The following is a 24,007-nucleotide window of genomic DNA, read 5'->3' on the forward strand; positions in this document are numbered from 1 at the left end:
AGGCGGGCGCTCAGGCCTCCGCCGGGCCGAGGGTGGTCACGGAATCCCGAGGACGTTGACCCGCACGGTGATCGGGGCGTTCCGGTCGATCGTCTCGCCGTCCCGGGCGGACTGCCCGACGACCCGGTCGACGGCCAGCGGATCGAGCTGGTTGACGTTGGTCCGGTTCACCCGGTCCGGGGCTCCACGCCAGCCGGCCTGCTGCAGGGTGCTGTAGACCTCGTCGTAGTCCTTGCCGACGAGCTGGGGCATCGTGAACTGGTTGCCGCGGGACACTTCGATGGTGATGGTCGTACCGCGGGGCTGCGTCGTGCCTTCGTTGGCGGCGGAGAGCACGCGGTTCTCGTCCTCGGAGGAGTCGACCATGGTGACGTCGACCTCGAAACCGGCGTCCTCGAGGTTCTGCACCGCGTCGTCGCGGGACTGGCCGGTGACACGGGGGACGCGGATGTCCTCCGGGCCGGTGGAGACGGTGATGCCGACCTCGGTGCCCTTGGAGACCTGCGACCCCGAGGGGTGGGTCTGCTCGATGACGTGCCCTTCGTCGACACTGTCGCTGGACTGCTCGGAGACGTTGGACCGCAGGCGTAGACCGGCCTCCTGCAGCGCCTCCTGGGCCTGCTGGGTGGTCATGTCGGTGAGGTCCGGGACATCGGTGACCTCCTGCCCGGAGGACACCAGCAGCGTCACCTGGGAACCGGACGGGGCGAAGGATTCTGCTGCGGGAGTGGTTCCGATGACCTGGTCGCGGGGCACCTCGGCGTCGGGGCGGTCCTCGGTGTCCACCTCGAAGCCGGCGTCCTCGAGGGTGTTGACCGCGTCGTCGCGGGACTGCCCGGTGACGTCGGGGACCAGCACCTGTTCGCTGGTCTGCTCACTGTCACCGCCCAACCAGTTCCAGGCCACGGCGGTGCCGCCGCCGATCAGCGCCAGAATGGCGATGATCCACAGGGCCACGACCCAGCCGCGGCGCCGCTTCTTCTCCGTGCGGGGGGTGGCGGTCTCCGGGCCGGGACCACCGGCTGTCCCGGCAGCCGCCCCGGAGGGGACGGGGACAGGTGCGGCGACCGGCATATGTGTCGTCGACGGGTCCTGCACCGGCTCGTCGGTGTAGGCCTGTGCCGCCAACGGCATGCGGCCCTCCGCCATGCGCTGCAGGTCCGCGGCCATGTCCGCGCTGGTGTCGTACCGGTCGGCGGGGTCCTTGGCCATCGCCGTCAACGTCACGGCGTCCAGGGCGAGCGCCGGGTCCGGGTCGAGGTCCATCCCCTGGACCTGGGACGGGGGCAGCGGGCTCTCCTGGACGTGCTGGAACGCCACGGAGAACGGCGACTCCCCGGAGAACGGCGGCTGCCCGGTGGTGATCTCGTAGAACACGCAGCCGGCGGCGTAGATGTCGGAGCGGGCCTCGGCGGACTTGCCGCGGGCCTGCTCCGGGGAGAGGTACTGGGCCGTGCCGATGACCGCGGCGGTCTGCGTCATCGCCGAGCTGGTGTCCGACAGGGCCCGGGCGATGCCGAAGTCCATCACCTTCACCGCACCGGTGTTGGTGATCATGATGTTCGCGGGCTTGATGTCACGGTGGATGATGCCGGCCTCGTGGGAGAAGCCCAGTGCGCGGCACACCTCCGCCATCACCCGGGAGGCTTCGTCGAGCGGGAAGGGGCCGGAGTCGCGGACGATGTCGCGCAGGGTGCGGCCGTGGACCCGCTCCATGACGATGTAGGGCACCGACCCGTGGGCCTCGTCGGTCTGCCCGGTGTCGTACACGGCGACGATGGCGTGGTGGTTCAGCTTGGCGGCGTTCTTCGCCTCGCGGCGGAACCGCTCGAGGAAGGTGTCGTCACGGGCGAGGTCGGCCCGCATCATCTTCACCGCGATGTCGCGGCCGAGGAGTTCATCGGTCGCCGCATAGACGTCGGACATGCCTCCGGTCCCGATGACGGGCCCCAGGAGGTACCGACCGCCGAGCCGGGTGTTGCTCAGGTCCATGCTGCTCCCTTCCTCATGTGCTGGTGCCACTGACGTTCCAGGCACCTCTGGCGCTGTTGACGCCGTGAACACTCCTTCTTCAGGAGACTACCGATGTGGCGGCGGTTGGTGCGAATAACACCCGTCACAGCCGTCCCAGTCCGGCCAAGCCGGACTGCTCGTCCCCGGAGTCACCGTCGCCGGTGGTCCCGGCGTTACCACTGGGGTCCGGTCGTTCCTGGGACGCCTGGTCAGAGGTGTCGGGGTCCGTCGGCTCCTCCGTCGGAACCTCGGGCTCCGGGACGGTCGGCTGGGTCGGCTGGCCGGGGTCGGTGGTGTCCGTCGGGCCGTCCGTCGGCCCCTCGGTCGGTGTCGTCCCTGTGGGCGTCGTCGGTGTCGCGGTGTCGACGGGGTCGTCCGTCTCGACCGGCTCGGGCACGACGGTCTGCTCCTCGGTGACCTCGTTGGTGACCGTGGTCGTCTGGGTCGGGGCGACCGGTGTCTCACTGTCGTTCTGGGTGAGGAACCACACCAGGACGCCGAGGACGACGACCAGGCCGATCCCCAGCGCCCAGATCCAGCCCCGGTTACCGCGGGTCCGGGGCGCCGGCCCCATGTTCGACTCGTCGGTGACCTCGCTGAGCCGGCTCTGGCCCGTCGGGGGCGGGACGGGCGCCGCGGCGCCCGGCGGGACCCCGGTCGCCGGGTCCGGCGGCATCTGGCCGTCGCGCACCGGGACGGTGGCGGCGGCCAACGCCGCGCCGTCCGCATACCGGCGCGCGGGGTCCTTGCGCAGGCAGATCGCGATGAGCTGGCGCATGGGTGCACTGATGTTGCCGGGGAGCTCGGGGGCGGGCTCGTTGATGTGCTTCAGCGCCACCGACACGGTGGAGTCCCCGGCGAACGGCCGTTCCCCGACGAGCACCTCGTAGCCGACGACGCCGAGGGAGTAGATGTCGCTGGACGGCCGGATCGACAGGCCCTGGGCCTGCTCCGGGGACACGTACTGTGCGGTGCCCACCACCATGCCGGTGCGGGTCAGCGGCACGGCGGAGGCGGCCTTGGCGATGCCGAAGTCGGTGATCTTCACCACGCCGTCGGCGGTGACCATGAGGTTGCCGGGTTTGATGTCGCGGTGGATCAGCCGACGTTCGTGGATCGCCTGCAGACCGACGGCCGCCTGGGCGATGAGGTCGAGGACCATCACCTCCGGGAGGGTGCGCTGCCGGCCGAGGATGTCGGCCAGCGACTCGCCCTGCACGTACTCCATGACGATGAAGCAGTAGGCGATGCCGCTGCCGTCGACGTCGGACTGTTCGCCGTAGTCGAAGGTGCGGACGACATTGTCGGACTGGATGGTCTCGGCGGCCTCGGCCTCCTGCCGGAAGCGGTCGCGGAACTCCGCGTCGTCGGTGAGCTCGGGTTTGAGCACCTTCACGGCGACGTCACGTTCGCCGACGGTGTCGTAGGCCAGCCAGACCGTCGACATGCCGCCGCGTCCGATGATGCGGGAGACCTCGAAGCGTCTCCCGGCGGCGGAGTCGTAGTGGCCGTCGAGGACGCGTTGGAGCCGGTCCGCGGCCGCGCGGTCCCGTGGGGTCATGTGTGCCGGGTCCACGGGGCCGGAGTGTTCTTCGGGGGTGCTGAAGACCCGGGTGCCGTCAGGATCCCCAGGGTTACCGGGATTACCGGGGTTGCCGGGACCTCCGGGGCGGTCGGGTTCATCGGGTCCGGTCACGTCTGTCACCTCGCTTACCTCGCTTACTGTGCTTCCTGGAGTGCCGCGTTGATCACCGCGCGGCCGATCGGTGCGGCGACGGAACCGCCGGTGGCGGCCTGCCCGGCGTCGCCGCCGTTCTCCACGAGCACGGCGACGGCGACGTCGGCGTCCTGGGAGGGGCCGAAGGCGACGTACCAGGCGTGCGGGTTGGAGTTACGGGAGTCCTCGCCGTGTTCGGCGGTGCCGGTCTTCGAGGCGATGTCCGAGGATCCGCCGGCGTACTCCTCGGCACCCTGCATCAGTTCGGTGAGCTGGGAGGCGACCTCGGAGTCGATGGCGCGGCCGGCCTCCTGCGGGCGCGTCTCCTTGATGACGTTGAGGTCGGCGCCGGTGACCTGCTTGATGATGTGCGGCTTCATGCGCACGCCGTCGTTGGCGATCGTGGCGGCGATGACCGCGTTCTGCAGCGGGGTCAGGGCCACGTCGCGCTGGCCGATGGCGGACTGGCTCAGCGCCGCGGAGTCCGGGATGTCGCCGATGGTGGAGTTCTGGATCGGCAGGCCGAAGTCCTCGTCGTCCTCCGCACCGATGCCGAAGCCCTCGGCGGTGGCGCGGAAGGACTCCTCGCCGTGGCGGTTCACCAGGTCCACGAAGGAGGTGTTGCACGACTTCGAGAACGCGGTCCGCAGCGGGACCTGGGCGGCGCCGCAGGACGTCCCGTCGTAGTTCTCCAGGGTGGTCGTGGTGTCCGGCAGGGTGATCTGCGACTCACCGGTGACCATCGTGTCGGCGTTGTCCCCGGCGGCCAGGGCGGCAGCCGTGGTGATCAGCTTGAACGTGGAGCCGGGCGGCTGGGTCTGCTGGGTGGAGCGGTTCAGCAGCGGGGCGTCCGGGCTGGCCTGGAGTTCCTCGAAGGCGGCGTCCGCGGTGGCGGCGTCGGTGCTGCTGACCACGGACGGGTCGAAGCTGGGGGTCGACGCCATCGCCAGGACCTCACCGGTGGACGGGCGGATCGCGACGACGGAGCCGGAGTACCCGCGGGACGACAGTTCGTCGTACGCGACCTGCTGCACGTTGGGCTGCAGCGTGAGTTCCACGTTGGCCCCGCGACGCTCCTTGCCGGTGAGGGTGTCCCAGGCACGGGTGGCGAAGAGCGAGTCGTCCGTCCCGTCGAGGATGGAGTTCTGCGAGGCCTCGATGCCGGAGGCGCCGTAGCGGTCGGAGAGGTAGCCCAGCACCGAGCCGTAGGACGCGGGTGTCGTCGGGTAGTCACGGGTGTAGAAGCCGTCCTCGTCCGCCTGGGACTCGGCGAGGACCTGGCCGCCGGCGGAGATCTGGCCGCGCGGGATCGACTTCATCTCGTAGTACTGGCGGGAGTTCAGCGAGTTCTCCGCGTAGCGGGAGGTCTGGAACCCCTGGATCCAGGTCAGGTTCACCAGCAGGATGATGACCAGCACGAAGGTGAAGACCGAGACATTGCGGATGGACCTGTTCATGGGCGGGCCTCCTTCACGACCGGGTGGACGGACGTCTGCGGGTCAGCGTCCGGGGCCGCCTGCGGTGGTGCCGCCTTGCGGGTGTTCACGTCGTGGGAGATCTTCAGCAGGATCGCCAGCAGGATGTAGTTCGCCAGCAGACTGGAACCGCCGTGGGACATGAACGGGGTGGTCAGACCGGTCATCGGCAGCAGCTTGGAGATGCCGCCGGTGACCACGAACACCTGGATGGCCAGGGTCAGGGACAACCCGGCCGCCACGAGCTTGCCGAAGGCGTCCGGGGTCTTCAACGCGATGATGAAGCCGCGGGTGACGAACACGGCGAACAGCAGGAGCACGGCCGCCAGTCCGACGAACCCGAGCTCCTCGCCGATGGAGGACATGATGAAGTCGGCGTAGGACACCGGCACGTTCTGCGGGTAGCCCTCGCCGAGACCCGTTCCGGTCAGCCCACCGAAGGACATGCCGAACAGGGCCTGCGAGAGCTGGTAGCCGGTGCCTTCCTCGTAGGTGGCCAGCGGGTCGAGGAAGTTGGTGAAGCGGTCCTGGATCTTGTCGGAGATCTGGAAGACCCCCCAGGCGCCGACGACGGCGAGTCCCAGACCCACGACCAGCCAGGACGAGCGACCCGTGGCCATGTAGAGCATGCCCAGCACCGTGCCGAAGAGCAGCAGGGCGGGGCCGAAGTCGTTCTGGAGGATCGAGATGAGGATCGCCAGGCCCCAGACCAGCAGGATGGGTCCCAGGTCACGCAGGCGGGGGAACTGCAGCCCCAGGACGCGGTAGCCGGCCACAGAGAACAGCGCCCGCTTGTTGACCAGCAGGGCGGCGAAGAAGATCAGCAGCATGATCTTGGCGAACTCGCCGGGCTGGATGGAGACCGGCCCGAGGGTGATCCACACCTGGGCGTCCGCCGACAGCTCGGAGGGGAACACCCGCGCCCACACGATCGGCAGGGCGGACAGGATCAGGCCGCCGAGACCGAGCAGGAAGGCGTAGTTCTGCAGGCTGTTGTGGGACTTCAGGAACCAGATGACCCCGGCGAAGATGACCAGGGCGATGACGGTCCACATCACCTGCGAGTTCGACCGGGTGGTCTCGGCGGCGAGGTCGATGCGGTAGATCATCACCAGGCCGATGGCGTTGAGCATCGCGGCGACCGGCAGCAGGATCTGGTCGGCGTTGGGGGCCTTGAGGCACAGCACCACATGGGCGAGGCCGAAGACGGCGATGTAGCCGCCGACCAGGACGGCGACCTCGGAGTTGAGCTCGTTGCCCTGCGAGAACTGCAGGGCGATCAGGGCGATGCCGAGGATGACGGCGGAGAAGACCAGCAAGGCCAGCTCGGTGCCGCGGGCGTGGGCGTCACGGAACATGTCAGTTCACCTCCCTGCAGGAGACACCGGGGGTCGTCAGGTCGGAGGGTGCGTCACCCCGGGAGTCCGCCCTGGTGTCGCGGGTGACGCAGACCGGGAGGGTCTGTTCGGCGAGGCGCCGGATCTGCCCCTGGATCTCCTCGTAGGAGTCCCGGGGGAGGTTGTCGAGCGTGCCGCGGGCGGCCGGGGTCAGGTCGGAGGTGGAGAACCGGTGGCAGTCGTCGTCGCTGCCGGCGGGGAGCAGGCGGACGTCGGCGTCGTCGGAGAGGCAGACCTCCTGGTAGACCGACTGCGTGGAGATGCCCAGGATCGTGCCGGGGGCGCCCTGGTAGATCTGGATGGGTGAGCCGGTGTCGGCCGCGGCCGGGGCCGTGGTGGTGGCCGGTGCCGAGGGGGCGGCGGACGCCGACGGGTCGGCGGGCTGCGACGGGGCAGTGGAGTTCGGGGAGTTGGGGGAGTCCGGTGCCAGCGACCCCGGCGAGGTCAGCACCGTGGTGGCGGTGGTCGTCGGCGTGGAGCCGGTGTCGGCGACGGCGATGAAGTAGGACTGGGAGAGGTTGTCGCGCACGTACCAGACGGTGGCCCCGGCGGCGACGATGAGGACGAGTGCGGCGGCGAGGCCGATGATCAGTCCCTTGCGGCGCCGCGTGCGTGGTTCAGGCTCCTCGGCGTCCGGTTCCGGGGCAGGGGCCGGCTCCCCGGCGGCGGGCTGTGCGGCGCGGGGCCGCTGCACGATGTTGACCGCGGAGGCGCGTCCGGCCGAGGTGTTCGGGCGGGGCAGTTCGGGGGCGTTGGTGTTCACCGCCCCGGCGAGGGCGGGGGCGGTGGGCAGGACGGTGCCCTCGGGCAGCGTCGCGGGGTCGACGACATCGGCGACGACGACGGTGACGTTGTCCGGCCCGCCGCCGCGCAGGGCGAGGTTGATCAGCTGGGCGCCGGCCTCCTCCGGGGTGCCGGTGGCCAGCACGTCGCGGATGGTGTCGAAGCTGACGGGGTCGGACAGTCCGTCCGAGCACAGTAGGTAGCGGTCGCCGGGCCGTGCCTCGCGCAGGGTGAGCGTGGGCTCGACGGGGCGGCCGGTGAGGGCCTTGAGGATCAGGGAACGCTGCGGGTGGCTGCTGACGTCCTCGGGGGCGAGCTTGCCCTCGTCCACGAGGGACTGCACGAAGGTGTCGTCCTTGGTGATCTGGGTGAGGGTGCCGTCGCGGAAGAGGTAACCGCGGGAGTCGCCGACGTGGCAGACGCCCAGGGAGGAGCCGTCGAAGAGCATGGTGGTCAACGTGCAGCCCATGCCCTCCTGGGTGGGGTTGTCGTCGACGTGGGCGGCGATGGCACGGTTGCCGTCGTCCATGGCCTCGGCGAGCATCGTCAGCAGGCGGTCGCCGGAGGGCTCCACGCCCTGGGAGAGCGTGTTCTCCAGGACGTAGAGCGAGGTGATCATCAGCTCGGAGGCGACTTCGCCGGCGGCGTGACCGCCCATCCCGTCGGCGAGGGCGAGCAGGTGCGGGGAGGCGGCGGCGGAGTCCTCGTTGTTGGAACGCACCAGGCCGCGGTCCGACAGGGCCGCGTAGTTCAGGGCGAGGGGTGTGGCGGTGGTCTCTGTCATGCTTCCAACCTCACCGTGGTCTGGCCGACGCGGATCTCCTGGCCTGCGGAGAGCTGTTCGGGCTGGTCGATGCGCTGACCGTTGAGGAAGGAGCCGTTACGGGAGTCGAGGTCCTCGAGCAGCCAGGTGCCGGACTGCCGGAACAGCCGGGCGTGGGTCCCGGAGGCGAAGTCGTCCTCCAGGACGATGGTGCAGGACCCGGAGCGGCCCAGGGTCACGTCCTGGTAGCCCTGCAGATTCAGTGTTGTCCCGGTCAGTGGGCCGGATGTCACCGTCAACGAGCCCGGAGGAGTGGCACGACGGAAGCCGCGGCCACCGGACGTCCTGGCTCCGGTGCCGGCACCGGCGGCGGGGCCGCTGGACGGGCCGGCGGCAGGCGCGGCACCTGCCGTGGCTGCCATGGCGTTCACGTCCTTACGCATGGCGCGGACGGCCACCCAGACGAACAGCCACAGCACGACGAGCAGGGCGATCTTGGCGAGCAGCACCAGAGTCGTCTGCATTCGGGGTCATCTCCTTCGTGCCGGTGGGTTGACCGGTCGGTCAACGTTTGATCCTACCGGCTGAATCTACCTTCCGGAGGCCCCCTCAGCTGAAACGAACGTCGATCTCGCTGTGCCCGATGGTGATGACGTCGCCGTCGGCGAGCAGCCAGCTGTCCACCGGAATCTCGTTGACGGTGGTGCCGTTGGTGGACTTCAGGTCGGTCAGCACGGCGTCGTAGCCGTCCCAGGTGATCTCGGCGTGCTGGCGGGAGACGCCGGTGTCCGGCAGGCGGAAGTCGACGGCGTTGCCACGGCCGATGACGTTCGTGCCGTTCTGCAGCAGGAAGCTCCGGGCGGAGCCGTCCTGCAGGTACAGGGTGACGGTGGTCTGGGGGGCCTGTTCCCCGGCGGCGGCGTTCGCGGCACCGGTGGCCTCGTCGGCGTTGTTTGCCGGGGCCTGGGCGTTGTGCGAGATGACCTCGGTGCCGGGGTAGCTCTGCAACGGGTCGCCGAGGTCGGGGTCGTGGGTGGAGTTCGGTTCGGGCTGCTGGTCCTGCTGGGCGGCGTGCGCGGCCTGGGCCGCCTGCGGCGACTGGGACGGGCGTGCCAGGCCGACCAGCGGGTTCGGGTCGGCGGCGGGTTCGTCGGCGTCGTAGGGGTGGGCGACGGAGCTGCGTCCGGAGTCCGGCTCGCTGCGTGGCCAGTGCGGTTCGGGCTGCTCGGCCTTCTCGAAGGAGGACCGGGCCTTCAGCTGACCGGTGTGCAGCCCGTCCTCCTTCACGATCTCCACGGCGACGGGGTGGTGACTGTCCCAGCCTTCGTTGCGGATGAAGCGCTGGAGGCGGCCGCGGAGCTCGTTGGCGAGGTCGGGGCGCTTCTCGAGCAGGGCGGTGTGGTCGTGTTCGGAGACGTAGACGCTGTAGGAGGAGGGGGCGTAGACGGTGCCGGTGTGGTCCTCCATGAGCGTGTCCTCGACCTCCTGCTTCAGCAGTTCGTCGATCTCGGCGGGGACGACCTCGCCGCCGAAGACGCGCGCGAAGCCGTTGTCCAGCCCGCGCTGCAGGGAGCTGTCGAGCTTACGGAAGCGACCGAAGAGGTCCATGGTGGTTACGCCTCACCTTTCGTTCTTTCGTCCCGTAGGGCCGGTTGCCTTGATCGGGGTGCTCGCCTGTCCGGGTCCTGGATCGGATCCTGGGCCGGGGACGGCACACGTTGTCGGCCCACTATACGGACTGCGGCTGTGAAGTGGGTGCAGGATACGGGGCGTGTGGCAGATTCAGTAGATAAGTCGCAGGTGGGAGGCATGTTTTGAGGTCGCCGGGAGGTGGTGATAGTGTTACTCTCCGTTGCAGACGCAACCCACGTCGATTCATATCGATGCCACGGGCGAGTGGCGGAATGGCAGACGCGCTGGCTTCAGGTGCCAGTGTCCTTCGGGACGTGGGGGTTCAAGTCCCCCTTCGCCCACAATGAGCGGTTCACGAACTGAACCGGCCGGAGGTCACAAACTCGAAAGGGTTTGTGACCTCCGGTTTTTCGTTGTCTGAGTGTCACCCCCTTCGAGATTAGCAGTTGCGGGAGTTGCGCGGCGAAGTCCCGAACAGCGGTGGACGGGGCGGATTTCCCGAGCGTTTTCGGTGGGGGTCGGTCACGAACTTCGGGGAATGGATGAGCGCCTGGTGTTGCGGTCAGCATTAAGAAAATTGGGTTCATTGGTGCCGGACATATCGGCAGTACATTAGCGAGACTCGCTATAGACGCGGGCTACGAGGTGTTACTGCGCTTGGCCCGGCGGCCTCCGCGGTGACACCACCCGAAGCGGCGACGGCTGATCTGGTTGTGGTGACGGTGCCGCTGCATGCGATTGACCAACTCCCGGTGGCAGAACTTGCCGGCAAGACGGTGATTGACACCAACAACTACTACCCCGACCGGGACGGTCGGATCCCGGAGCTGGACTCCGGGGAGTCCACGACCTCGGAGATGTTGCAACGTCGGCTCCCGGGGTCGAAGGTCATCAGAGCTTTCAGCAACGTGGTCTACGTCCACCTCGGCAAGCTTCCGCGCCCGGCCAACGATCCGCAGCGCTCGACGTTGCCGATGGCCGGTGACGACGCCGAGGCGAGGAAGCTGGTGGCAGGATTCGCCGACGCGGTCGGATTCGATGTGCTTGATGTCGGTGGTCTGCATGAGGGGTGGCGGTTCGAGAATGGTCGTCCTGCGTACTGCCTGCCGTATGCCGCTAACCCGGAGGCGATGCGCAACAGCGGGCCTGGTTCGCGACCTACGGAGGCGAAACCGGCTGCGCGCGGGGTAATCGCAGCGTTGATCGAACGAGGCTGAAAGGCGACGGCTAGAAGGCTGGTCACGACAAATGGAAAGCCGCGGCCACTGCTCTTGCCGCAGGAATTCCAGTGGTCCGCGACGTTACGTAAATCGGGAGTGGGGTCTGCTTCGTGGTCACACCGGCGGGACCTCACCGGACATGGAAACGCTGCCGGAGGCCGCGTCCCAGGTGAACTGCGCGGTGGATTCGCCGGAGGCCCCGGCGTTCGACTCGCCGTCGCGTGGCCAGTGCCAGGTCACGGAGAGTGTCGCGTCATCAACCCGCGAGACCGTGGGGTAGAAGCCGTAGGCCTCCGAGGTAGCGGTACCGAGGTAGCGTCCGTCGTGGAAGAGCATGATCTGGTACGGCGAGGACGCCGTTCCACCCTCGATGGGCAGGATGATCCAGGAGAGGTCAGCACAGGAGTCGTAGCCGTCGGTCACGGCCCAGTCCGGGGCCCACGGGTAGTTCTCGGCGTTTATCGGAACGTCGCTGGCCCAGCGGGCGACAGCCTCGTCCCCTGTTAGCTCGGAGCAGGTGTCTGCGGGGGCGTCCTCGGACTCGCCACCGTCCCCGTTAGGTGCCTCGGCGGTTGTCGGCGCGGGAGCGTCACTGGTGGGCCGTGTGGTGACAGTGGCCTGGGCGGAGGTGGTGGGTGCGGTGGTGGAGTCGGTGTTGTCCGCGGGGCTGCAGGCGGTGACCGCGATGCCCAGTAACAGCACTCCGGTGGCGGCGATAGCTGGCACTGTGCGGGAGACAGGTCTGGCAGATGTGGTGGACAAGTGGATCAACCTCCTGTGTCGTCAATCGATGTTAACGGCACCTCCTGAGAAGTTCAGGAGGCGACCAGCCTCCCATACGAATGCCCGCGAACCAGGAACCATGTACGGCATGGGAAGTAGGCCATCGATGCAGGCACGCGCGGAGATCACCAACCGACTGGCCAAGGCTGCATCCTCAACGAGGTCGTCGAGGTCACCAGATGGAGTAGGGACAACGCCCGCCGTCGGCTGACCGCCGCGGCGAAAGGCTCACCGGGGCGCGACCGCACCGTCACCGCCAGGCTCCGGAAGCTCCGTGCCCGGAAGTACTCCTACGATGCACTGAAGATCCTGCAGAGAGTCTGGGCCGCCTCAGGTGGCCAGTGCGGTAAGTACCTCGCCGCGACGATGCCCCTCCACTGCGTCTGAGTGACACCGTCGCGTACTGCGGGCCGATACTGAAAGGTGAGTTCGCCCGGATCCAGGAACGGTTGCTGGACATGTCGAAAGACAAGAACGATCAGCGCTACCGCAGGTCCCTGCCCGGCCAGGGCGGTGTCGAGGGTGCCGGTCATCGACAGCGTGTCGGTGGTATCGGCCAGCAGGAAACTACCGGCAGTGGAACACCGCGGGTGGCCGGCGGTGCCACCGATGATCGGCTTGGTGGCCTTCACCGGGAGGGTGACCGAAGTTCTGTGACTGATTCTGGCTCCGACACCATAAACCTTAGCAGCTCAGGGGCACTTTGTACATGTTTTCAGAGGTCTACTTCGGATGTCGGATGAAGGATCCGGGCTAACGCGCCGTGGCGAGCACGACAACGGGCTCCGTCGTCGGTGAGTCTGAGCCACCGGTGGGTTCGTCCGTCACCGCGACGGCGGACGCGACGTTCACCCCCACTGCGAACCTCGTACGGTCTTCCCCCTCGTCCATGATCCCGGCGGAGGTGGGGGACCCTTCGGCGTCGAGGGACCACAGCTGGTAGACGCGGTCATTGGCGAGTTCCGGCAAACCGCGGGCGATCACGACGTTGTCGTCGGCGGCCGCATCAGAGACGATGAGCGCAAGCGAACCCCTTCCGTCGGAAGTCCGCTCGGAACGGACGGTCGTGCCAGGGGTCGTGAGCAGACGGGTGACGTCGTCGTACGCCGCAGTTATGTCGGGTGCTCCGGGGCCTCCGGGGCTCTCCCCCATCCGGTTGTGTTGGGAGATCGCCACCGTCACCGCGGGAATGGCGACGGCAAGCGACACCGCCGCGACCGCGGTCATCAACCAGGCCGACCGCCGGTAGCTGCGTTGACGTGGATGCAGCGGGGTCGGGGGGGCCGCGGTATTCCCGATCCGTCGCATGACGGACTTCTTCAGCTCCGGTGGAGGGGTGGTCTCGTAAGCGGACGCGAGTTCGGCGGCGGCCGCGCGGTAGCGACGAAGCGCCGTGGCGGCCTCCGGATCTGAACTGACCAACTCCTCAGCCTCACGGATGTCGGTGTCGGAATCCAGTGCATCCAGCGCTAAGCCGATGAGCAGCTCGTCCTTGCGTTCCTCGCTCATCTCAGTTCCTCTCCAGACGGTTATGTAGGCGTTACTGTACCGGTCGGTCGCGGTTTTTACGCTGGGAGGCCGGAGTGAAGCGAATGATGACTATCCGAAAGTGAATGAGAATACATTCACACCTTCGGGAACTTCCACATAAGAATCATGTGTCTCTCCATTCCCCTCTTTATCGATCAAATATGATCTGGGATTACCGTCAACGACAATGCTTTCTTTTTCGCCATCCCTCTCGACAGTCACTGTTCCCTCTCCCGAAAGAACAATTCGGGACTCTTCGTACTGCGAGTTAATTCTTATCCTGGCGCGGTCCACGGGCGAAATGCTCTGGGAGGACAGATCCCATTTCCCTTCGAGTCCGAAGGTATCGCTCTTCTGCTGTTCGGATAGTTCGAAGTTTTTATTCGATGGGGAGTACTCTCCGCGCCCACTGTAGTTGGTGGCCTTCGAGTAGCCCAGGAAAGTTTCTTGAGTTATCTCATCTCCATCCGGTGTCTGATCCTCAACGGTGGTTTTACCCGGAAGCTCAACATCGCTGTTCGCATCAGAAAGAAGCTGACGGATTAACTCTTCAGTCTCATCGTAGCCTCCCTCGCCTTGACTTATCTGACGAACGACGCCATCGGCGTCAATGAGGTAGTGCGCGGGCCAGTAGCTGTTACGGTATGCGGTCCATGTCGAAAGGCTATTATCCATCGCAACAGGATAGGAAATGTTAAAATCCTTGACGCCGCTCTCGACGTTACGCAACTCTTTCTCGAAGGCATACTCCGGAGAGTGAACACCGATGATCGAAAGTCCCAGATCGCGGTATTTTTTATCCCAGGCCGTGACATGGGGTACTGATCGTTGACAGTTAATGCACGAGTATGCCCAGAAATCAACGAGAACAACCCGCCCCCGGAGTTCATCAAGACTCACGGGGCTGCCATCAGGAGTATTAATCCAATGGTCTATATTTGACAAGGCGGGTGCTTTACCACATGATGCAAGAGTATTGGAACCGTTTTTACATTTTTTGAGATCTCTATTCTCGTCTGTCTCAATTCCCCGAAGCGACAGTGCCGACTGTCCCGCATCACTCTCAGATATGCTTCTTTGTGCACCGGAAGTATAGTCAGGAATCAGTGTCTGCAACTTCTGAGGGATGTTAAATGTGATAGCGACCGCCAAGACCACCATCGATACGCCGGCCGCGATGCGAATCTTCTTCTCTGCCGATCGATATCGCGAGATGAACTCGGAGATCCTTCGTCCGGCGATGGCAAGCACAAGAAGGGGAATCGCTACACCGATTGCGAAGGAGATCGTTAGTATGACGATGCTTACATCTATCGACCCAGTAGACCCGGCAATGATTATCGCGGATAGAACGGGCCCGGCACAAGGAACAAAAACGGCACCAAGGGTAAGGCCTAGAACTAACGGATTGCCGCCGTTCTTGTTATTTCTAGTCCTGAGTTTACGGAACGGCGCTTCGAGGATCTGCTCGAAAGAAGGGAACATAAAAGCTGCTCCGAGCGCAAGTAGTGCTGCCACACCGAACCACTTAATAGCGTCCTGAGGCAAGCCCAGTAGCGCGAGAGCCGCAGATCCTAGAATAGTGAAAGCTGAAAAACTTACCACCATTCCGAGGATGATGAAGTAGGGTCGGCTTTTTTTCGCTGGGATGACCTCCGGGAGGACTTTCCCTTTCACTGGACGGGTTCCGGCGGTCAGAAATATGACGGGAAGGACGGGAAGGATGCAGGGAGAAACACCTGTCAAAAGTCCCCCGAGAAAACCAATGAGTATCGTTTGCATTATTTTCCTATCGAGGGATTAGTTTAGTGCTTCCCCTGCGTAACCCGGTTGTCGTGAACGATGCATTGAAATGATCGTGTCGTTCACGACAGGTCCGAGCTGTTCTATCAGGCCTCGGGCGGCATGAGAACGCTGTCAATCAGGTAGACCGTGGCGTTGCTCGTTTCTACCCCGCCACAGACGACACTGGCATCGTTGACCTTGAGCGCATCCTCCGGTCCGCTCACCTCGACGTCTTTACCCTCGACAGTCTTGTGCATGCCTTCAATATCAGACGGCAGGACACGTCCGGGAACGACGTGGTAGGTGAGGATGTCGCTCAACATGTCACTGTCGGTCTTGAGGGACTCCAGCGTCGCATCGTCGATCTTCGCGAACGCATCATCTGTCGGAGCGAAAACCGTGAACTCATCACTGTTGAGCGTGTCCACCAGATCGACATCCGGGTTCAGCTTCCCGCTGACTGCATCGGTGAGGGTCTTCAGCATCGGGTTGTTGGACGCAGCTACAGCGACAGGGTCCCCCGACATTCCCTCGATCGAGCCGGGGCCGTCCGGAACCATGTCAGCGTACTGCTGGCAACCGGGACCGACGAGGTTAGCTGCAGGATCCATCATCCCCATCGAAGATTCCGTGGTCTCCGGAGCCATGTCATCGGAGCTTTCTTCGGACATCGCGGTCGAGTTGTCGGACCCGGAGGGCATGGAATCGTTGTCGTCATCCATCGAACAACCGGTCAGTACAAGCGTGCCAGTGAGGAACAGGACAGCTGCTCCAGTTTTTGCGGCAGTGTGGCGCATGATCAGAACCTCCATGTCAGTGATCACCTTTTGTGACCATCTGCCACTACTTCGGAACAGACGCCGCCCCGGATTGGACCCGGTCGCAACTTCTTTCTCAGTACCCCTGTACGGGGGTAATAGCCGAGATCGTTCCGGCCGTGTGCGACATCGCGAACGTCGCCGGGTAGTGCCTCCGAAACCGTGCCGATGAACAGTTCCGGCGGCTCAACTCATCTCAGCTCGTCTCAAGGCAGTCGCGCAGCCGCGACAGCGCCGACCGGATTCGGCTCTTCACCGTAGCGAGCGGAGTGGAGAGGTGGCGAGCAACCTCGGAGTAGGTCCGGCCACCGAAATAGGCGGCCATCAGTGACTCGTTCTCCATTGCGGTCAGGTCCTCCAGACAGGAGCGGACCTGTGAGGCCTCCTCGTGCCGGAGCATCCCCTCGTCCACGTCGCTGGTCTCCCGCGGCTGGTGGTAGCTACGGTGCTCGCGGTTGCGACGGGACGATTCAGAGCGGACCGCGTCGACTGCACGACGATGCGCGATAGTCGCGGCCCAGGTGTACGGGGTACCCCGTACCGGAGAGTACGAGGACGATTTCGTCCATAGTTCGAGCATTACTTCCTGGGTGGTCTCCGCGGCTATTCCCTCGTCTCGGAGCACGCGGCGACAGATTCCGTACACGACCGGAGACACCGCGTCGTAGAGCACACCGAACGAACGTCGATCGCCGCCGGCGGCACGCTCGACCAACCTGGTCAACTCGCTGTCGTCCCGTGGCGCGGAACCGGCCGTCTTGTCGATCATGACGTCGATAGTAAACAAAGGTCAGTGGCTGCTGTGGCGAACCGGTATTTCGTGGTTGGGGGTTCGGGTTTGATGTATATCGTGAGACAGCGTCGTGCTACCGCCTCAGTGGTCGGCAGCATAGACGGCTTGCTCTGAGCTGAGCGCAGAGAACGAAGACGACACGACTACGCAGGGTTCGTCAGGTGTGTTTCCGTATTCAGTTCTCGCCGCAGGCCGGAGGGCGCCGGCACGTCCAGCCTCCGATCACTCCGGGTGCGGTCGTTCGTCTCCCCATTGCTGCAATGCGGAGAAAACGCCCTCCAAGCTTCTGCCTCGGTCCGTGATCCGGTAGGTGACTTGTGGTGGGACCGTTGCTTCCACTTCGCGTTCCACAAGTTCGGCAGCGACGAGTGACTTGAGCTCGCTGGAGAGTACCTTCTGCGAGATACTCCCTACGCGGCGCTGGAGCTCGGCGTAGCGGCACTCCTCCTGCAGCAGTTCCCACAAGATGAGCATCGACCATTTACCGCCGATGACGTCCAATGTCCTGCGTACTGCCTCTCCGCAGTATCTGTCCGGTCCGGAACTGGCCATCCTCGCATCCTACCTACAGGTGCGTTCCTGACCTGAAAGTTCCTTCTTCCGCTGGTGAGCGCACGGTGCAAGGGTGGAAGAGGAAATTCTCATTGAATGACACATCCCATCAGGAGGAAACATGCCCATCGTCAATCTCAGTATCGTCCCGGAGCTCATGGAAGGGGACCGGGACACCCAGTACCGGCAGATTTCCGCGGGCATCACCGACGCCATTGTCTCAAGTACCGGCGCACCGGCAGAGTCGGTCCACGTGTTGATCCACGAGGTGCCGGACAATCGTTATGCGGTCGGAGGCACGATGCTGCGCAGCGCGCGGCCGCGCGACTGAACGCCAGTGTGATCCTCAGGCTAACATCATGTAATGGCGAAGTTCACGACAGTCGAGATGTACTCCACCGATGCTGCGGCGTCGGTGTCCTTCATGGCCGAGGTGTTCGGACACCCCAACACCCTCTACGGCGACTCCTACTACGACCTGCATGTCGGCGACGGCTTCACCGTCGCCTTCCAGACGAACCCGGAGCCCCCGTCGCCGCTGACGATCTTCCAGGTCGACGACCTCGAGCAGATGCGGGAGACCGTCATTGCCGCCGGCGGGGTGATCACCGTCGAGCCCTTCGACTTCCCCGGGGGCCGGCGTTTCCAGTTCCGCGAGCCCGGTGGCAACGAGTTGTCCGTGTGGACCCCGACAGGCGACCACTGACGGAAAACCATCCCCCAGTCGCTCCTGCGGCACTGGTGCCTCAGCCAGCGGCATTCGTCACCGACGACAGCACCCGCAGACAGCGTTCCGTCATCTGCCGTGCGGACTGGTCCGGGTGGTCGGCCCACCAGGACACCGTTGACGAGACGATGGCGAACCACCACGTCAGCAACAGCGAATGGTCGATCCCCGACTCATCGTCACCGGCACCGAGCACGTCGGCGACTCCCTCGGAACCCATGTCGTTGAGTGCCTTCTGATGCACGCGTGCACGGTCGTAGGCCTCACCGGGCTTGGGCAGCGTGGGGTCGTAGATGACCCGCCAGTCCTCGGTGTGCCCGTCGAGCGCCTCGAAGATCGCGGTGAGCGTGGTCACCGCGCGAAGCGACCCGGGGGCTGACTGCGCTTCGGCGACGGCGGGCACCAGCCGTCTTGCGGCACGGTCCAGGCAGGCGGCGTGCAGCCCGTCACGGGAGCCGAAATAGGTGTAGATCAGCGGCTTGGACACGCCCGCGGCTGCGGCGATGTCTGCCACCGACGCCCCGGCGTACCCGCGGCTGCCGAACTCCGCGGTGGCGACATCGAGGATCTGCTGTTTCCGCTGCTCACGGGGCACGCCCTTCGTGCCCGCCCGGCCGCTCCCGTTCACGGCACTCACGTCGGTGCTCACGGCCGGGCCGGATCGATGAGGACGCCGGGGTTGAGCACACCGGCGGGATCCAGGGCGTCCTTGCTGGCCCGCAGCGCCAGCGCGAAAGGCTCCGAACGCTGTTGGTCGTACCAGGGGCGGTGGTCGCGCCCGACGGAATGATGGTGGGTGATCGTCGCCCGGTGCTCGACCAGGACCGCGGAGACTGCCTTCTTGATCTCGTCCCACTGCTCCACCGTCTTCCCCCACGTCCCACCGGCGTAGATGCCGAAGTAGGGGGCGGGGCCGTCCGGGTAGACGTGGGTGAACCGGCAGCTCACCACGCCGGTGATGCCGAGGGACGCGAAGGCGGTCATCGCCGCGGCGTTGACCGCGTCCCGCAGCTGCTCGACCTTGTCCCAGGTGCAGGACGTCTCGAAGGTCTCCACGATCATCGACGACTGTGCCAGCGCGTCGCGCTGGTAGGGCATGCGGATGAAGGACGAGCGCCATGTCCCCGCCGCGCCGGCCCGGGTGGTCTGCTGCTCGGAGTCGGTGCTGCGCACCCCGTCCGGCACGGTGCCACCGTGGTCCTGGCAGATCTCCAGGGCCACCGACATCGCGTCGTCTATGGGCCGGGACGCGGACTCGAAACCGAGGACCAGCACGCCGCCGGACGTCGGCGTCCCGGCGTTGAGGATCGCCTCGACCGGGTCGAGGAGCCGGCAGTTCGCCGGGTACAGGCCGGCCTGGGCGATCTCGCGGGTGGCCTGCACCGCGTCGGAGTAGTCGGTGAAGATGACCGAGGCCCCGGTGCGCCACCGTGGGCGGTCCTGCAGGCGCATCCACGCCTCGGTGATCACGCCGAGGGTGCCCTCCGAACCCAGGAACATCCGGTCCTGCGACGGTCCGGCACCGGAGCCGGGCAGGCGCCAGGACTCCGCGGCGCCGACCGGTGTGACCACGCGCATGGACTCGACGAGGTCGTCGATGTGGGTGTACACGGTGGCGAAGTGGCCGCCGGCGCGGGTCGCCAGCCACCCGCCAAGGGTGGAGAACTCGAAGGACTGCGGGAAGTGCCGCAACGTCAGGCCGTGGGGTTTCAGGCCGTCCTCGATCGCGGGCCCGTAGGCACCGGCCTGGATACGGGCGGCGCGGCTGGTGCGGTCGATCTCGAGGATCTGGTCCATGTCGGTCATGTCGAGGCAGACCACGCCCGGGTGGGTATCCGCGAGGCCCCGGGGTTCCACGCCGCCGGTGACCGACGATCCGCCGCCGAAGGGGACCACCGCGACACCGGCGTCGGTGCTCCACTGCAGGACGTCCACGACGTCCTGCTCGGTGCGGGGGCGTACGACGAGGTCGGGGACGTCCTCGACCTGCCCCATGAGGTTGCGGACGACATCGCGGTACGCCTTGCCGTGGGCGTGGGCGACGCGGTCGGTGAGGTCGTCGGACGTGAGGTGACCCAGGGACGTCGGTGCCTGGATGCGCGGGGTCGGCACGGTGAGGTCGGTGACCTCGGGGGGTTCATGGGTGCTGAGGTCGGCGTCCGGCAGCAACAGGCGGACGCGGTTGAGCAGTTCGTCCTTCTCGGAGCCGGTGACCGCGTCCTCGACGTTGCCCCAGCCCCACCAGGACCGTGTCTTCGTTGTGGTGGTCGTCATTGTCGTACTCCTCGCGGGTGTGGTGATCGTGGTGCGGGACGGTGATGTGACTGAACCGTAATTTACTCATGAGTCAATTTCAAGGGGGAATCTACCGCGGGATGCGTTGACGCACTCCACAGGCTGTGCCGGGTTCCACCACGTACTATGAGCACACCGGGCAGACCCGGCAACCGAACATTGCGGAGGGCTGGACAGTGGGAAATCGGCGCAGGTCAAAGGCAGTCAAACAGGTGCAGGTCGGCCTGGAACGCATGGACCACGATGTCTTCGAGGCGATCGCCGGCGCGGACAATCCCCAGCTGGACGCCGTGATCCCGCGGCTCACCACGGCGGCGAACTACTCCCGGCTGTGGATCGGTCTCGCCGGGGCCATGGCGCTCACGCGCAAATCCACCATGCAGCGTGCGGCAACCCGCGGGCTGGTCACGCTGGCGTGCACCAGTCTGGTGGCCAACCAGCTGGCGAAGAGGTCCTGGAGCCGCGACCGGCCCGGACACGAGTCCGTCCCCCTCGCACGCCGGATCCGGCGGTACCCGCGGTCGAGCTCGTTCCCCTCCGGCCACTCCGCCAGTGCCGCCGCCTTCGCCGTCGGCGCCGGACTGGAGGACGCCCCGGCCGGTGCCGGCCTCGGCGCCCTCGCGGGCCTCGTCGGTTTCTCGCGGGTGTACACCGGCGCGCACTATCCCAGTGATGTCCTCGCCGGTTGGGGTCTCGGCGCGCTCATCGCGGTCATCGGCGGCAAGCTCGTTCCCCCGCCCACCACACGCAGCCGCATCTCCACCGAGCCCTACGAGATCGATGAGCCGGGCCGCCCGGACGGCGAGGGACTCGTCCTCGTCGTCAACCCGTCCTCGGGCGACGGGACGGGGGAGCGGATCCTCAAGCAGGTCGAGAAGTCGCTCCCGGCGGCCGAGATCATCGCACTCACGCCGGAGGACGACATCGTCCAGGTCCTTGAGGACGCCGCGTCCAGGGCGGCCGTCCTGGGTGTCGGTGGCGGCGACGGCACCGTGGCCACCGCCGCGGGAGTCGCGATCACGGCGGGGACACCGCTGGCGGTCTTCCCCGCCGGCACCTTCAACCACTTCGCGAAACAGATCGGCTGCGCCACGGCCAAACAGACCATCGCAGCGGTCCGTGCGGGGACGCTGGAGATGGTGGACGTCGCCACCCTGAACGGCGAGACCACACTGCTGAACACCGCCAGCATCGGTGCCTACCCCCGGTTCGTCGAGATCCGGGAACGCTACGAAGGCAAGATCGGCAAGACGCTGGCCGCCGTCGTCGCCGCGTGGCGGGTGCTGAAGGACGAGAACTCCGTGCAGATCCGGTACGACAACAAGACGCTGACGACGTCCCTGTTCTTCCTCGGCAACTCGCTGTACCGCCCCTCCGGTTTTGCGCCGGTCGACCGCGCCAGTGTCGGCGACGGTCTGCTCGACGTGCGCATGCTGGAGATCGGCCGGCCGTTCTCCAGGATACGCACCGTGGTGTCGCTGCTGACCGGACGGTTGAACCGCAGCCCGCTCTACCACGAGCTGCACCGGCCGTCGTTCCGGTTCGAGGTGATCGGCGACCCCTCCGCTGTGGCGCACGACGGTGAGGTCGGCGAGAAGATGTCGCAGGTCGAGTTCGTCTCGCGTTACCGGGTGCTGCCGGTGTACCGCCCCCGGTAGAGCGTCCCGGAAAGACACACGCACAGCAGCAGCCATGCGTACCCCAGCGCCCACCCGGCCAGCACGTCCGAGGGGTGGTGCACGTTGAGTGCCACCCGTGCGACGCCGACCGCGACCACCAGCAGGACGCCGAGAGCCACGACGACCGCACGCCAGGACCTGCGGAGCAGGTGTGAGTACACCACCAGCAGCGCGCCGACGGCGACCAGGACACCCAACGCATGACCGGAGGGGAAGGACGTTCCGGACGCGGAGACGAGCTGCGTGACCGGCCGGTCCCGGTCGGCCAGGTGCTTGGTCGCCGTGGAGACAACCCCGCTGCCCCAGATACTGACACCGAGGAAGCACGCGGTACGCACATGGTGACGGCGTAACTCCAGCACGACCGGCACCACGACCAGGACCCGCCACACTCCCGGGCCGACGACGGTGCTCAGGCCGTCCCACAGCGGAACCCACCACCCGTGGGTGTCCGCCATACGGTAGGCGGCGTCCAGGGCTCCGGTGTCGGGCCCGTCGACCCAGGCCCAGTGGTGTACCCATCCGATCCACAGGACGGCGACGAGCACCAGCGCCGCCACGATCGCCGTCCGTGTGTTAGTCACCGAACACCATGTCGCGTCGCTGGTCGCCGTAGGAGAACTCCACCAGCTCCCTCAGGTAGTTCTGGGAGTACACCCACGGTGAGGCGTGCCCCTGCATGGGGAACCTGTCGGCGCTGCGCCGCAGGTAGGCGGCGGGGAAGTCGAACAACGGCCGGTCCGTCGGACCAGAGGGTGGGGCAGGGAAGTAGACCTCGTCGCCGCCCTTCCACAGCTTCACCATGTACCGGGACACGAGGTCCGAGCGCAACGTCCAGGAGCCGTTGATGTAGCCGACGGTGAAACTGAAGTTCGGCAGGCCGGCGATCATCGTGCCGCGGTAGAAGGCCTGCTCGTTGACCTGCAGAGGGGTACCGTCGACACTCAGGGTGCCACCGCCGAAGGCCTGCAGGTCCAGGCCCGTGGCGGTGACGATGATGTCGGCGGGGATCTCCTCACCCGAGCTCACCCGGATCCCGTCGGCGGTGATGCGGTCGATGGTGTCGGTGACCATGCGGGCGTTGCCGGCCAGGGCGGTGAAGATGTCACCGTCCGGCGCCTTGCACACCCGCTTCTCCGAGGGCTTGTGGTGCGGTGTGAAATGCTGCTCGAGCAGCTCCGCGTCCAGGTAGGGGCGCTGCATGCGTCGCAGTGCCCGGGTGAACAGCCAGGGGGCGCGCCGGCCGACGAGGTGCTGGGTCATGTCACGGACCGCGTGGTGGAGTCGTGCGACGGGGTAGGCCGTGTTGTCCGGCAGCACCTTCTTCCAGAACCTGCTGATGGTGTCTACCGCCGCCATCGGCGCCACGTAGGTGGGGCTGCGCTGGAGCATCGTCACCTGCGCCCCGCGCCGCTCCAGAGCAGGGACCAGCGTCACGGCGGTCGCGCCGGAGCCGATGACGGTGATTCTGCGCCCCGCGCAGTCAAGACTGTCGGGCCACTCCTGCGGGTGGATGATCGTCCCGGCGAAGTCCTCCTCGCCGGGGAAGTCGGGGCGGTAACCCCGGCCGTGCACGAAGTACCCGGAGGCGTAGTGGACTCGCCGGGCGTGGATGGTGCGCTCGCCGTCGGCCGTCAGGGCGGTGACCGCGTACATCCGCAGGTCCGTCCGCCAGTCCGCATCGCGGATCCACGACCCCGTCCGGAGTCGCTCGAGGGCCCCGCACTTCTCCGCGACGCCACGGATGTACTCCTTGATGTCCGCGCCCTGGCCCAGGGTGCCGTCGTGGGGCCATGGGGCGAACGGGAACCCGTAGGTGGCCATGTCGGAGTCCGACCGGATGCCCGGGTAGGTGAAGGTGTGCCATGTCCCACCGAGGTCGTCGTTGGCGTCGTGGATCTCCCACGTCCACTCCGGGAAGTCGTGTGCGACATGGTGCGCGAGGTCGACACCGGAGAGTCCGGCACCGACGATCAGCAGGTCGAGGGGGTTGTCCGGGGAGCCGGCGGGTGTGCCCATGCACACAGCGTACAAGCGGAGGAGAC

23 protein-coding genes and 1 tRNA gene are annotated in these 24,007 nt (G+C 66.3%); 6 read left to right on the plus strand and 18 right to left on the minus strand.

Annotation, left to right across the window (positions count from 1 at the left end; all coding sequences use genetic code 11):
- Positions 1-36: 36 nt before the first annotated feature.
- From pknB to PQI66_RS12055, 7 genes are all read right to left on the minus strand, one after another.
- Positions 37-1,992 (minus strand): Stk1 family PASTA domain-containing Ser/Thr kinase, encoded by a 1,956-nt coding sequence (pknB, locus tag PQI66_RS12025; protein WP_339998593.1) that lies wholly within the window; start codon positions 1,990-1,992, stop codon positions 37-39.
- 124 nt (positions 1,993-2,116) lie between these two features.
- Positions 2,117-3,709 (minus strand): serine/threonine-protein kinase, encoded by a 1,593-nt coding sequence (locus PQI66_RS12030; RefSeq protein ID WP_339998595.1) that lies wholly within the window; start codon positions 3,707-3,709, stop codon positions 2,117-2,119.
- 23 nt (positions 3,710-3,732) lie between these two features.
- Positions 3,733-5,187, minus strand: coding sequence for a peptidoglycan D,D-transpeptidase FtsI family protein (locus PQI66_RS12035; protein WP_339998597.1), 1,455 nt, complete (start codon positions 5,185-5,187; stop codon positions 3,733-3,735).
- Positions 5,184-6,563 (minus strand): FtsW/RodA/SpoVE family cell cycle protein, encoded by a 1,380-nt coding sequence (locus PQI66_RS12040; RefSeq protein ID WP_339998599.1) that lies wholly within the window; start codon positions 6,561-6,563, stop codon positions 5,184-5,186. Before PQI66_RS12040 ends, PQI66_RS12035 begins: the two co-directional genes overlap by 4 nt.
- 1 nt (position 6,564) lies before the next feature.
- On the minus strand, positions 6,565-8,169 hold the full coding sequence (locus tag PQI66_RS12045) for a PP2C family protein-serine/threonine phosphatase (protein ID WP_339998600.1): 1,605 nt from the start codon (positions 8,167-8,169) through the stop codon (positions 6,565-6,567).
- Entirely contained in the window at positions 8,166-8,672 is a 507-nt protein-coding gene (locus PQI66_RS12050) for an FHA domain-containing protein FhaB/FipA (RefSeq protein ID WP_339998601.1), read from the minus strand. The genes PQI66_RS12045 and PQI66_RS12050 overlap by 4 nt, the downstream gene beginning before the upstream one ends.
- Before the next feature lie 85 nt (positions 8,673-8,757).
- Positions 8,758-9,756, minus strand: a complete 999-nt coding sequence (locus PQI66_RS12055; RefSeq protein WP_339998603.1) for a DUF3662 and FHA domain-containing protein — start codon at positions 9,754-9,756, stop codon at positions 8,758-8,760.
- Between the two features lie 282 nt (positions 9,757-10,038).
- Here PQI66_RS12055 and PQI66_RS12060 point away from each other — a divergent pair.
- From PQI66_RS12060 to PQI66_RS12070, 3 genes are all read left to right on the plus strand, one after another.
- A tRNA-Leu gene (locus PQI66_RS12060) sits at positions 10,039-10,121 on the plus strand.
- Between the two features lie 259 nt (positions 10,122-10,380).
- A complete protein-coding gene (locus tag PQI66_RS12065; RefSeq protein WP_339998847.1) occupies positions 10,381-10,461 on the plus strand; it encodes a hypothetical protein in 81 nt (26 codons plus the stop codon).
- Complete coding sequence (locus tag PQI66_RS12070; protein ID WP_339998605.1) at positions 10,458-10,997, plus strand: NADPH-dependent F420 reductase; 540 nt, start codon at positions 10,458-10,460, stop codon at positions 10,995-10,997. The genes PQI66_RS12065 and PQI66_RS12070 overlap by 4 nt, the downstream gene beginning before the upstream one ends.
- Positions 10,998-11,114: 117 nt before the next feature.
- Here PQI66_RS12070 and PQI66_RS12075 read toward each other — a convergent pair whose 3' ends face one another.
- The 7 genes from PQI66_RS12075 to PQI66_RS12105 all read right to left on the minus strand — a co-directional run bounded on the left by PQI66_RS12075 (position 11,115) and on the right by PQI66_RS12105 (position 17,261).
- The gene (locus tag PQI66_RS12075; RefSeq protein ID WP_339998607.1) at positions 11,115-11,762 is read right to left on the minus strand and encodes an LppP/LprE family lipoprotein; all 648 of its coding nucleotides are present in this window, start codon (positions 11,760-11,762) and stop codon (positions 11,115-11,117) included.
- 311 nt (positions 11,763-12,073) lie between these two features.
- Positions 12,074-12,415: a hypothetical protein gene (locus tag PQI66_RS12080; protein ID WP_339998609.1), complete on the minus strand. Its 342-nt coding sequence runs from the start codon at positions 12,413-12,415 to the stop codon at positions 12,074-12,076.
- Between the two features lie 121 nt (positions 12,416-12,536).
- Positions 12,537-13,292 carry an anti-sigma factor gene (locus PQI66_RS12085; RefSeq protein WP_339998611.1) on the minus strand — a complete coding sequence of 252 codons (756 nt, stop codon included), beginning with the start codon at positions 13,290-13,292 and terminating at the stop codon, positions 12,537-12,539.
- A gap of 90 nt (positions 13,293-13,382) precedes the next feature.
- Complete coding sequence (locus PQI66_RS12090; RefSeq protein WP_339998613.1) at positions 13,383-15,095, minus strand: cytochrome c biogenesis protein CcdA; 1,713 nt, start codon at positions 15,093-15,095, stop codon at positions 13,383-13,385.
- Positions 15,096-15,202: 107 nt separating this feature from the next.
- A complete protein-coding gene (locus PQI66_RS12095) occupies positions 15,203-15,910 on the minus strand; it encodes a fasciclin domain-containing protein (protein ID WP_445228031.1) in 708 nt (235 codons plus the stop codon).
- A gap of 202 nt (positions 15,911-16,112) precedes the next feature.
- Complete coding sequence (locus PQI66_RS12100) at positions 16,113-16,685, minus strand: sigma-70 family RNA polymerase sigma factor (protein WP_339998615.1); 573 nt, start codon at positions 16,683-16,685, stop codon at positions 16,113-16,115.
- Between the two features lie 246 nt (positions 16,686-16,931).
- Complete coding sequence (locus PQI66_RS12105; protein WP_339998616.1) at positions 16,932-17,261, minus strand: winged helix-turn-helix transcriptional regulator; 330 nt, start codon at positions 17,259-17,261, stop codon at positions 16,932-16,934.
- 121 nt (positions 17,262-17,382) lie between these two features.
- Between PQI66_RS12105 and PQI66_RS12110 the strand changes: the two genes are divergently transcribed.
- On the plus strand, positions 17,383-17,592 hold the full coding sequence (locus PQI66_RS12110) for a 2-hydroxymuconate tautomerase (protein WP_339998618.1): 210 nt from the start codon (positions 17,383-17,385) through the stop codon (positions 17,590-17,592).
- A gap of 33 nt (positions 17,593-17,625) precedes the next feature.
- Complete coding sequence (locus tag PQI66_RS12115; RefSeq protein WP_339998620.1) at positions 17,626-17,967, plus strand: VOC family protein; 342 nt, start codon at positions 17,626-17,628, stop codon at positions 17,965-17,967.
- 40 nt (positions 17,968-18,007) lie between these two features.
- On the opposite strand, the gene PQI66_RS12120 is transcribed toward PQI66_RS12115, so the two are convergent.
- Both PQI66_RS12120 and PQI66_RS12125 read right to left on the minus strand, forming a co-directional pair.
- Entirely contained in the window at positions 18,008-18,625 is a 618-nt protein-coding gene (locus PQI66_RS12120) for a TetR/AcrR family transcriptional regulator (protein WP_339998622.1), read from the minus strand.
- 8 nt (positions 18,626-18,633) lie between these two features.
- Positions 18,634-20,262, minus strand: coding sequence for an FAD-binding oxidoreductase (locus PQI66_RS12125; RefSeq protein ID WP_339998624.1), 1,629 nt, complete (start codon positions 20,260-20,262; stop codon positions 18,634-18,636).
- Between the two features lie 254 nt (positions 20,263-20,516).
- Between PQI66_RS12125 and PQI66_RS12130 the strand changes: the two genes are divergently transcribed.
- Positions 20,517-21,941, plus strand: a complete 1,425-nt coding sequence (locus PQI66_RS12130) for a bifunctional phosphatase PAP2/diacylglycerol kinase family protein (protein WP_339998626.1) — start codon at positions 20,517-20,519, stop codon at positions 21,939-21,941.
- Here the strand turns inward: PQI66_RS12130 and PQI66_RS12135 are convergent.
- Together PQI66_RS12135 and PQI66_RS12140 are read right to left on the minus strand one after the other, a co-directional pair.
- Positions 21,908-22,546: a phosphatase PAP2 family protein gene (locus tag PQI66_RS12135; RefSeq protein WP_339998628.1), complete on the minus strand. Its 639-nt coding sequence runs from the start codon at positions 22,544-22,546 to the stop codon at positions 21,908-21,910. The two genes, PQI66_RS12130 and PQI66_RS12135, sit on opposite strands and share 34 nt — an antisense overlap.
- Positions 22,539-23,981 (minus strand): flavin-containing monooxygenase, encoded by a 1,443-nt coding sequence (locus PQI66_RS12140; RefSeq protein ID WP_339998629.1) that lies wholly within the window; start codon positions 23,979-23,981, stop codon positions 22,539-22,541. Before PQI66_RS12140 ends, PQI66_RS12135 begins: the two co-directional genes overlap by 8 nt.
- Positions 23,982-24,007: the final 26 nt, after the last annotated feature.

The sequence above is a fragment of the Corynebacterium sp. USCH3 genome (genome assembly GCF_037619475.1).
Classification (GTDB): domain Bacteria; phylum Actinomycetota; class Actinomycetes; order Mycobacteriales; family Mycobacteriaceae; genus Corynebacterium.

What these genes read in the sequence shown, in the direction of transcription:
- PQI66_RS12055 (WP_339998603.1), bottom strand. Translation starts at nt 9,756, where the DNA reads ATGGACCTCTTCGGTCGCTTCCGTAAGCTCGACAGCTCCCTGCAGCGC.
- PQI66_RS12085 (WP_339998611.1), bottom strand. Translation starts at nt 13,292, where the DNA reads ATGAGCGAGGAACGCAAGGACGAGCTGCTCATCGGCTTAGCGCTGGAT.
- PQI66_RS12090 (WP_339998613.1), bottom strand. Translation starts at nt 15,095, where the DNA reads ATGCAAACGATACTCATTGGTTTTCTCGGGGGACTTTTGACAGGTGTT.
- PQI66_RS12050 (WP_339998601.1), bottom strand. Translation starts at nt 8,672, where the DNA reads ATGCAGACGACTCTGGTGCTGCTCGCCAAGATCGCCCTGCTCGTCGTG.
- PQI66_RS12130 (WP_339998626.1), top strand. Translation starts at nt 20,517, where the DNA reads ATGGACCACGATGTCTTCGAGGCGATCGCCGGCGCGGACAATCCCCAG.
- PQI66_RS12045 (WP_339998600.1), bottom strand. Translation starts at nt 8,169, where the DNA reads ATGACAGAGACCACCGCCACACCCCTCGCCCTGAACTACGCGGCCCTG.
- PQI66_RS12100 (WP_339998615.1), bottom strand. Translation starts at nt 16,685, where the DNA reads ATGATCGACAAGACGGCCGGTTCCGCGCCACGGGACGACAGCGAGTTG.
- PQI66_RS12110 (WP_339998618.1), top strand. Translation starts at nt 17,383, where the DNA reads ATGCCCATCGTCAATCTCAGTATCGTCCCGGAGCTCATGGAAGGGGAC.
- pknB (WP_339998593.1), bottom strand. Translation starts at nt 1,992, where the DNA reads ATGGACCTGAGCAACACCCGGCTCGGCGGTCGGTACCTCCTGGGGCCC.
- PQI66_RS12115 (WP_339998620.1), top strand. Translation starts at nt 17,626, where the DNA reads ATGGCGAAGTTCACGACAGTCGAGATGTACTCCACCGATGCTGCGGCG.
- PQI66_RS12140 (WP_339998629.1), bottom strand. Translation starts at nt 23,981, where the DNA reads ATGGGCACACCCGCCGGCTCCCCGGACAACCCCCTCGACCTGCTGATC.
- PQI66_RS12125 (WP_339998624.1), bottom strand. Translation starts at nt 20,262, where the DNA reads ATGACGACCACCACAACGAAGACACGGTCCTGGTGGGGCTGGGGCAAC.
- PQI66_RS12105 (WP_339998616.1), bottom strand. Translation starts at nt 17,261, where the DNA reads ATGGCCAGTTCCGGACCGGACAGATACTGCGGAGAGGCAGTACGCAGG.
- PQI66_RS12040 (WP_339998599.1), bottom strand. Translation starts at nt 6,563, where the DNA reads ATGTTCCGTGACGCCCACGCCCGCGGCACCGAGCTGGCCTTGCTGGTC.
- PQI66_RS12035 (WP_339998597.1), bottom strand. Translation starts at nt 5,187, where the DNA reads ATGAACAGGTCCATCCGCAATGTCTCGGTCTTCACCTTCGTGCTGGTC.
- PQI66_RS12095 (WP_445228031.1), bottom strand. Translation starts at nt 15,910, where the DNA reads ATGGAGGTTCTGATCATGCGCCACACTGCCGCAAAAACTGGAGCAGCT.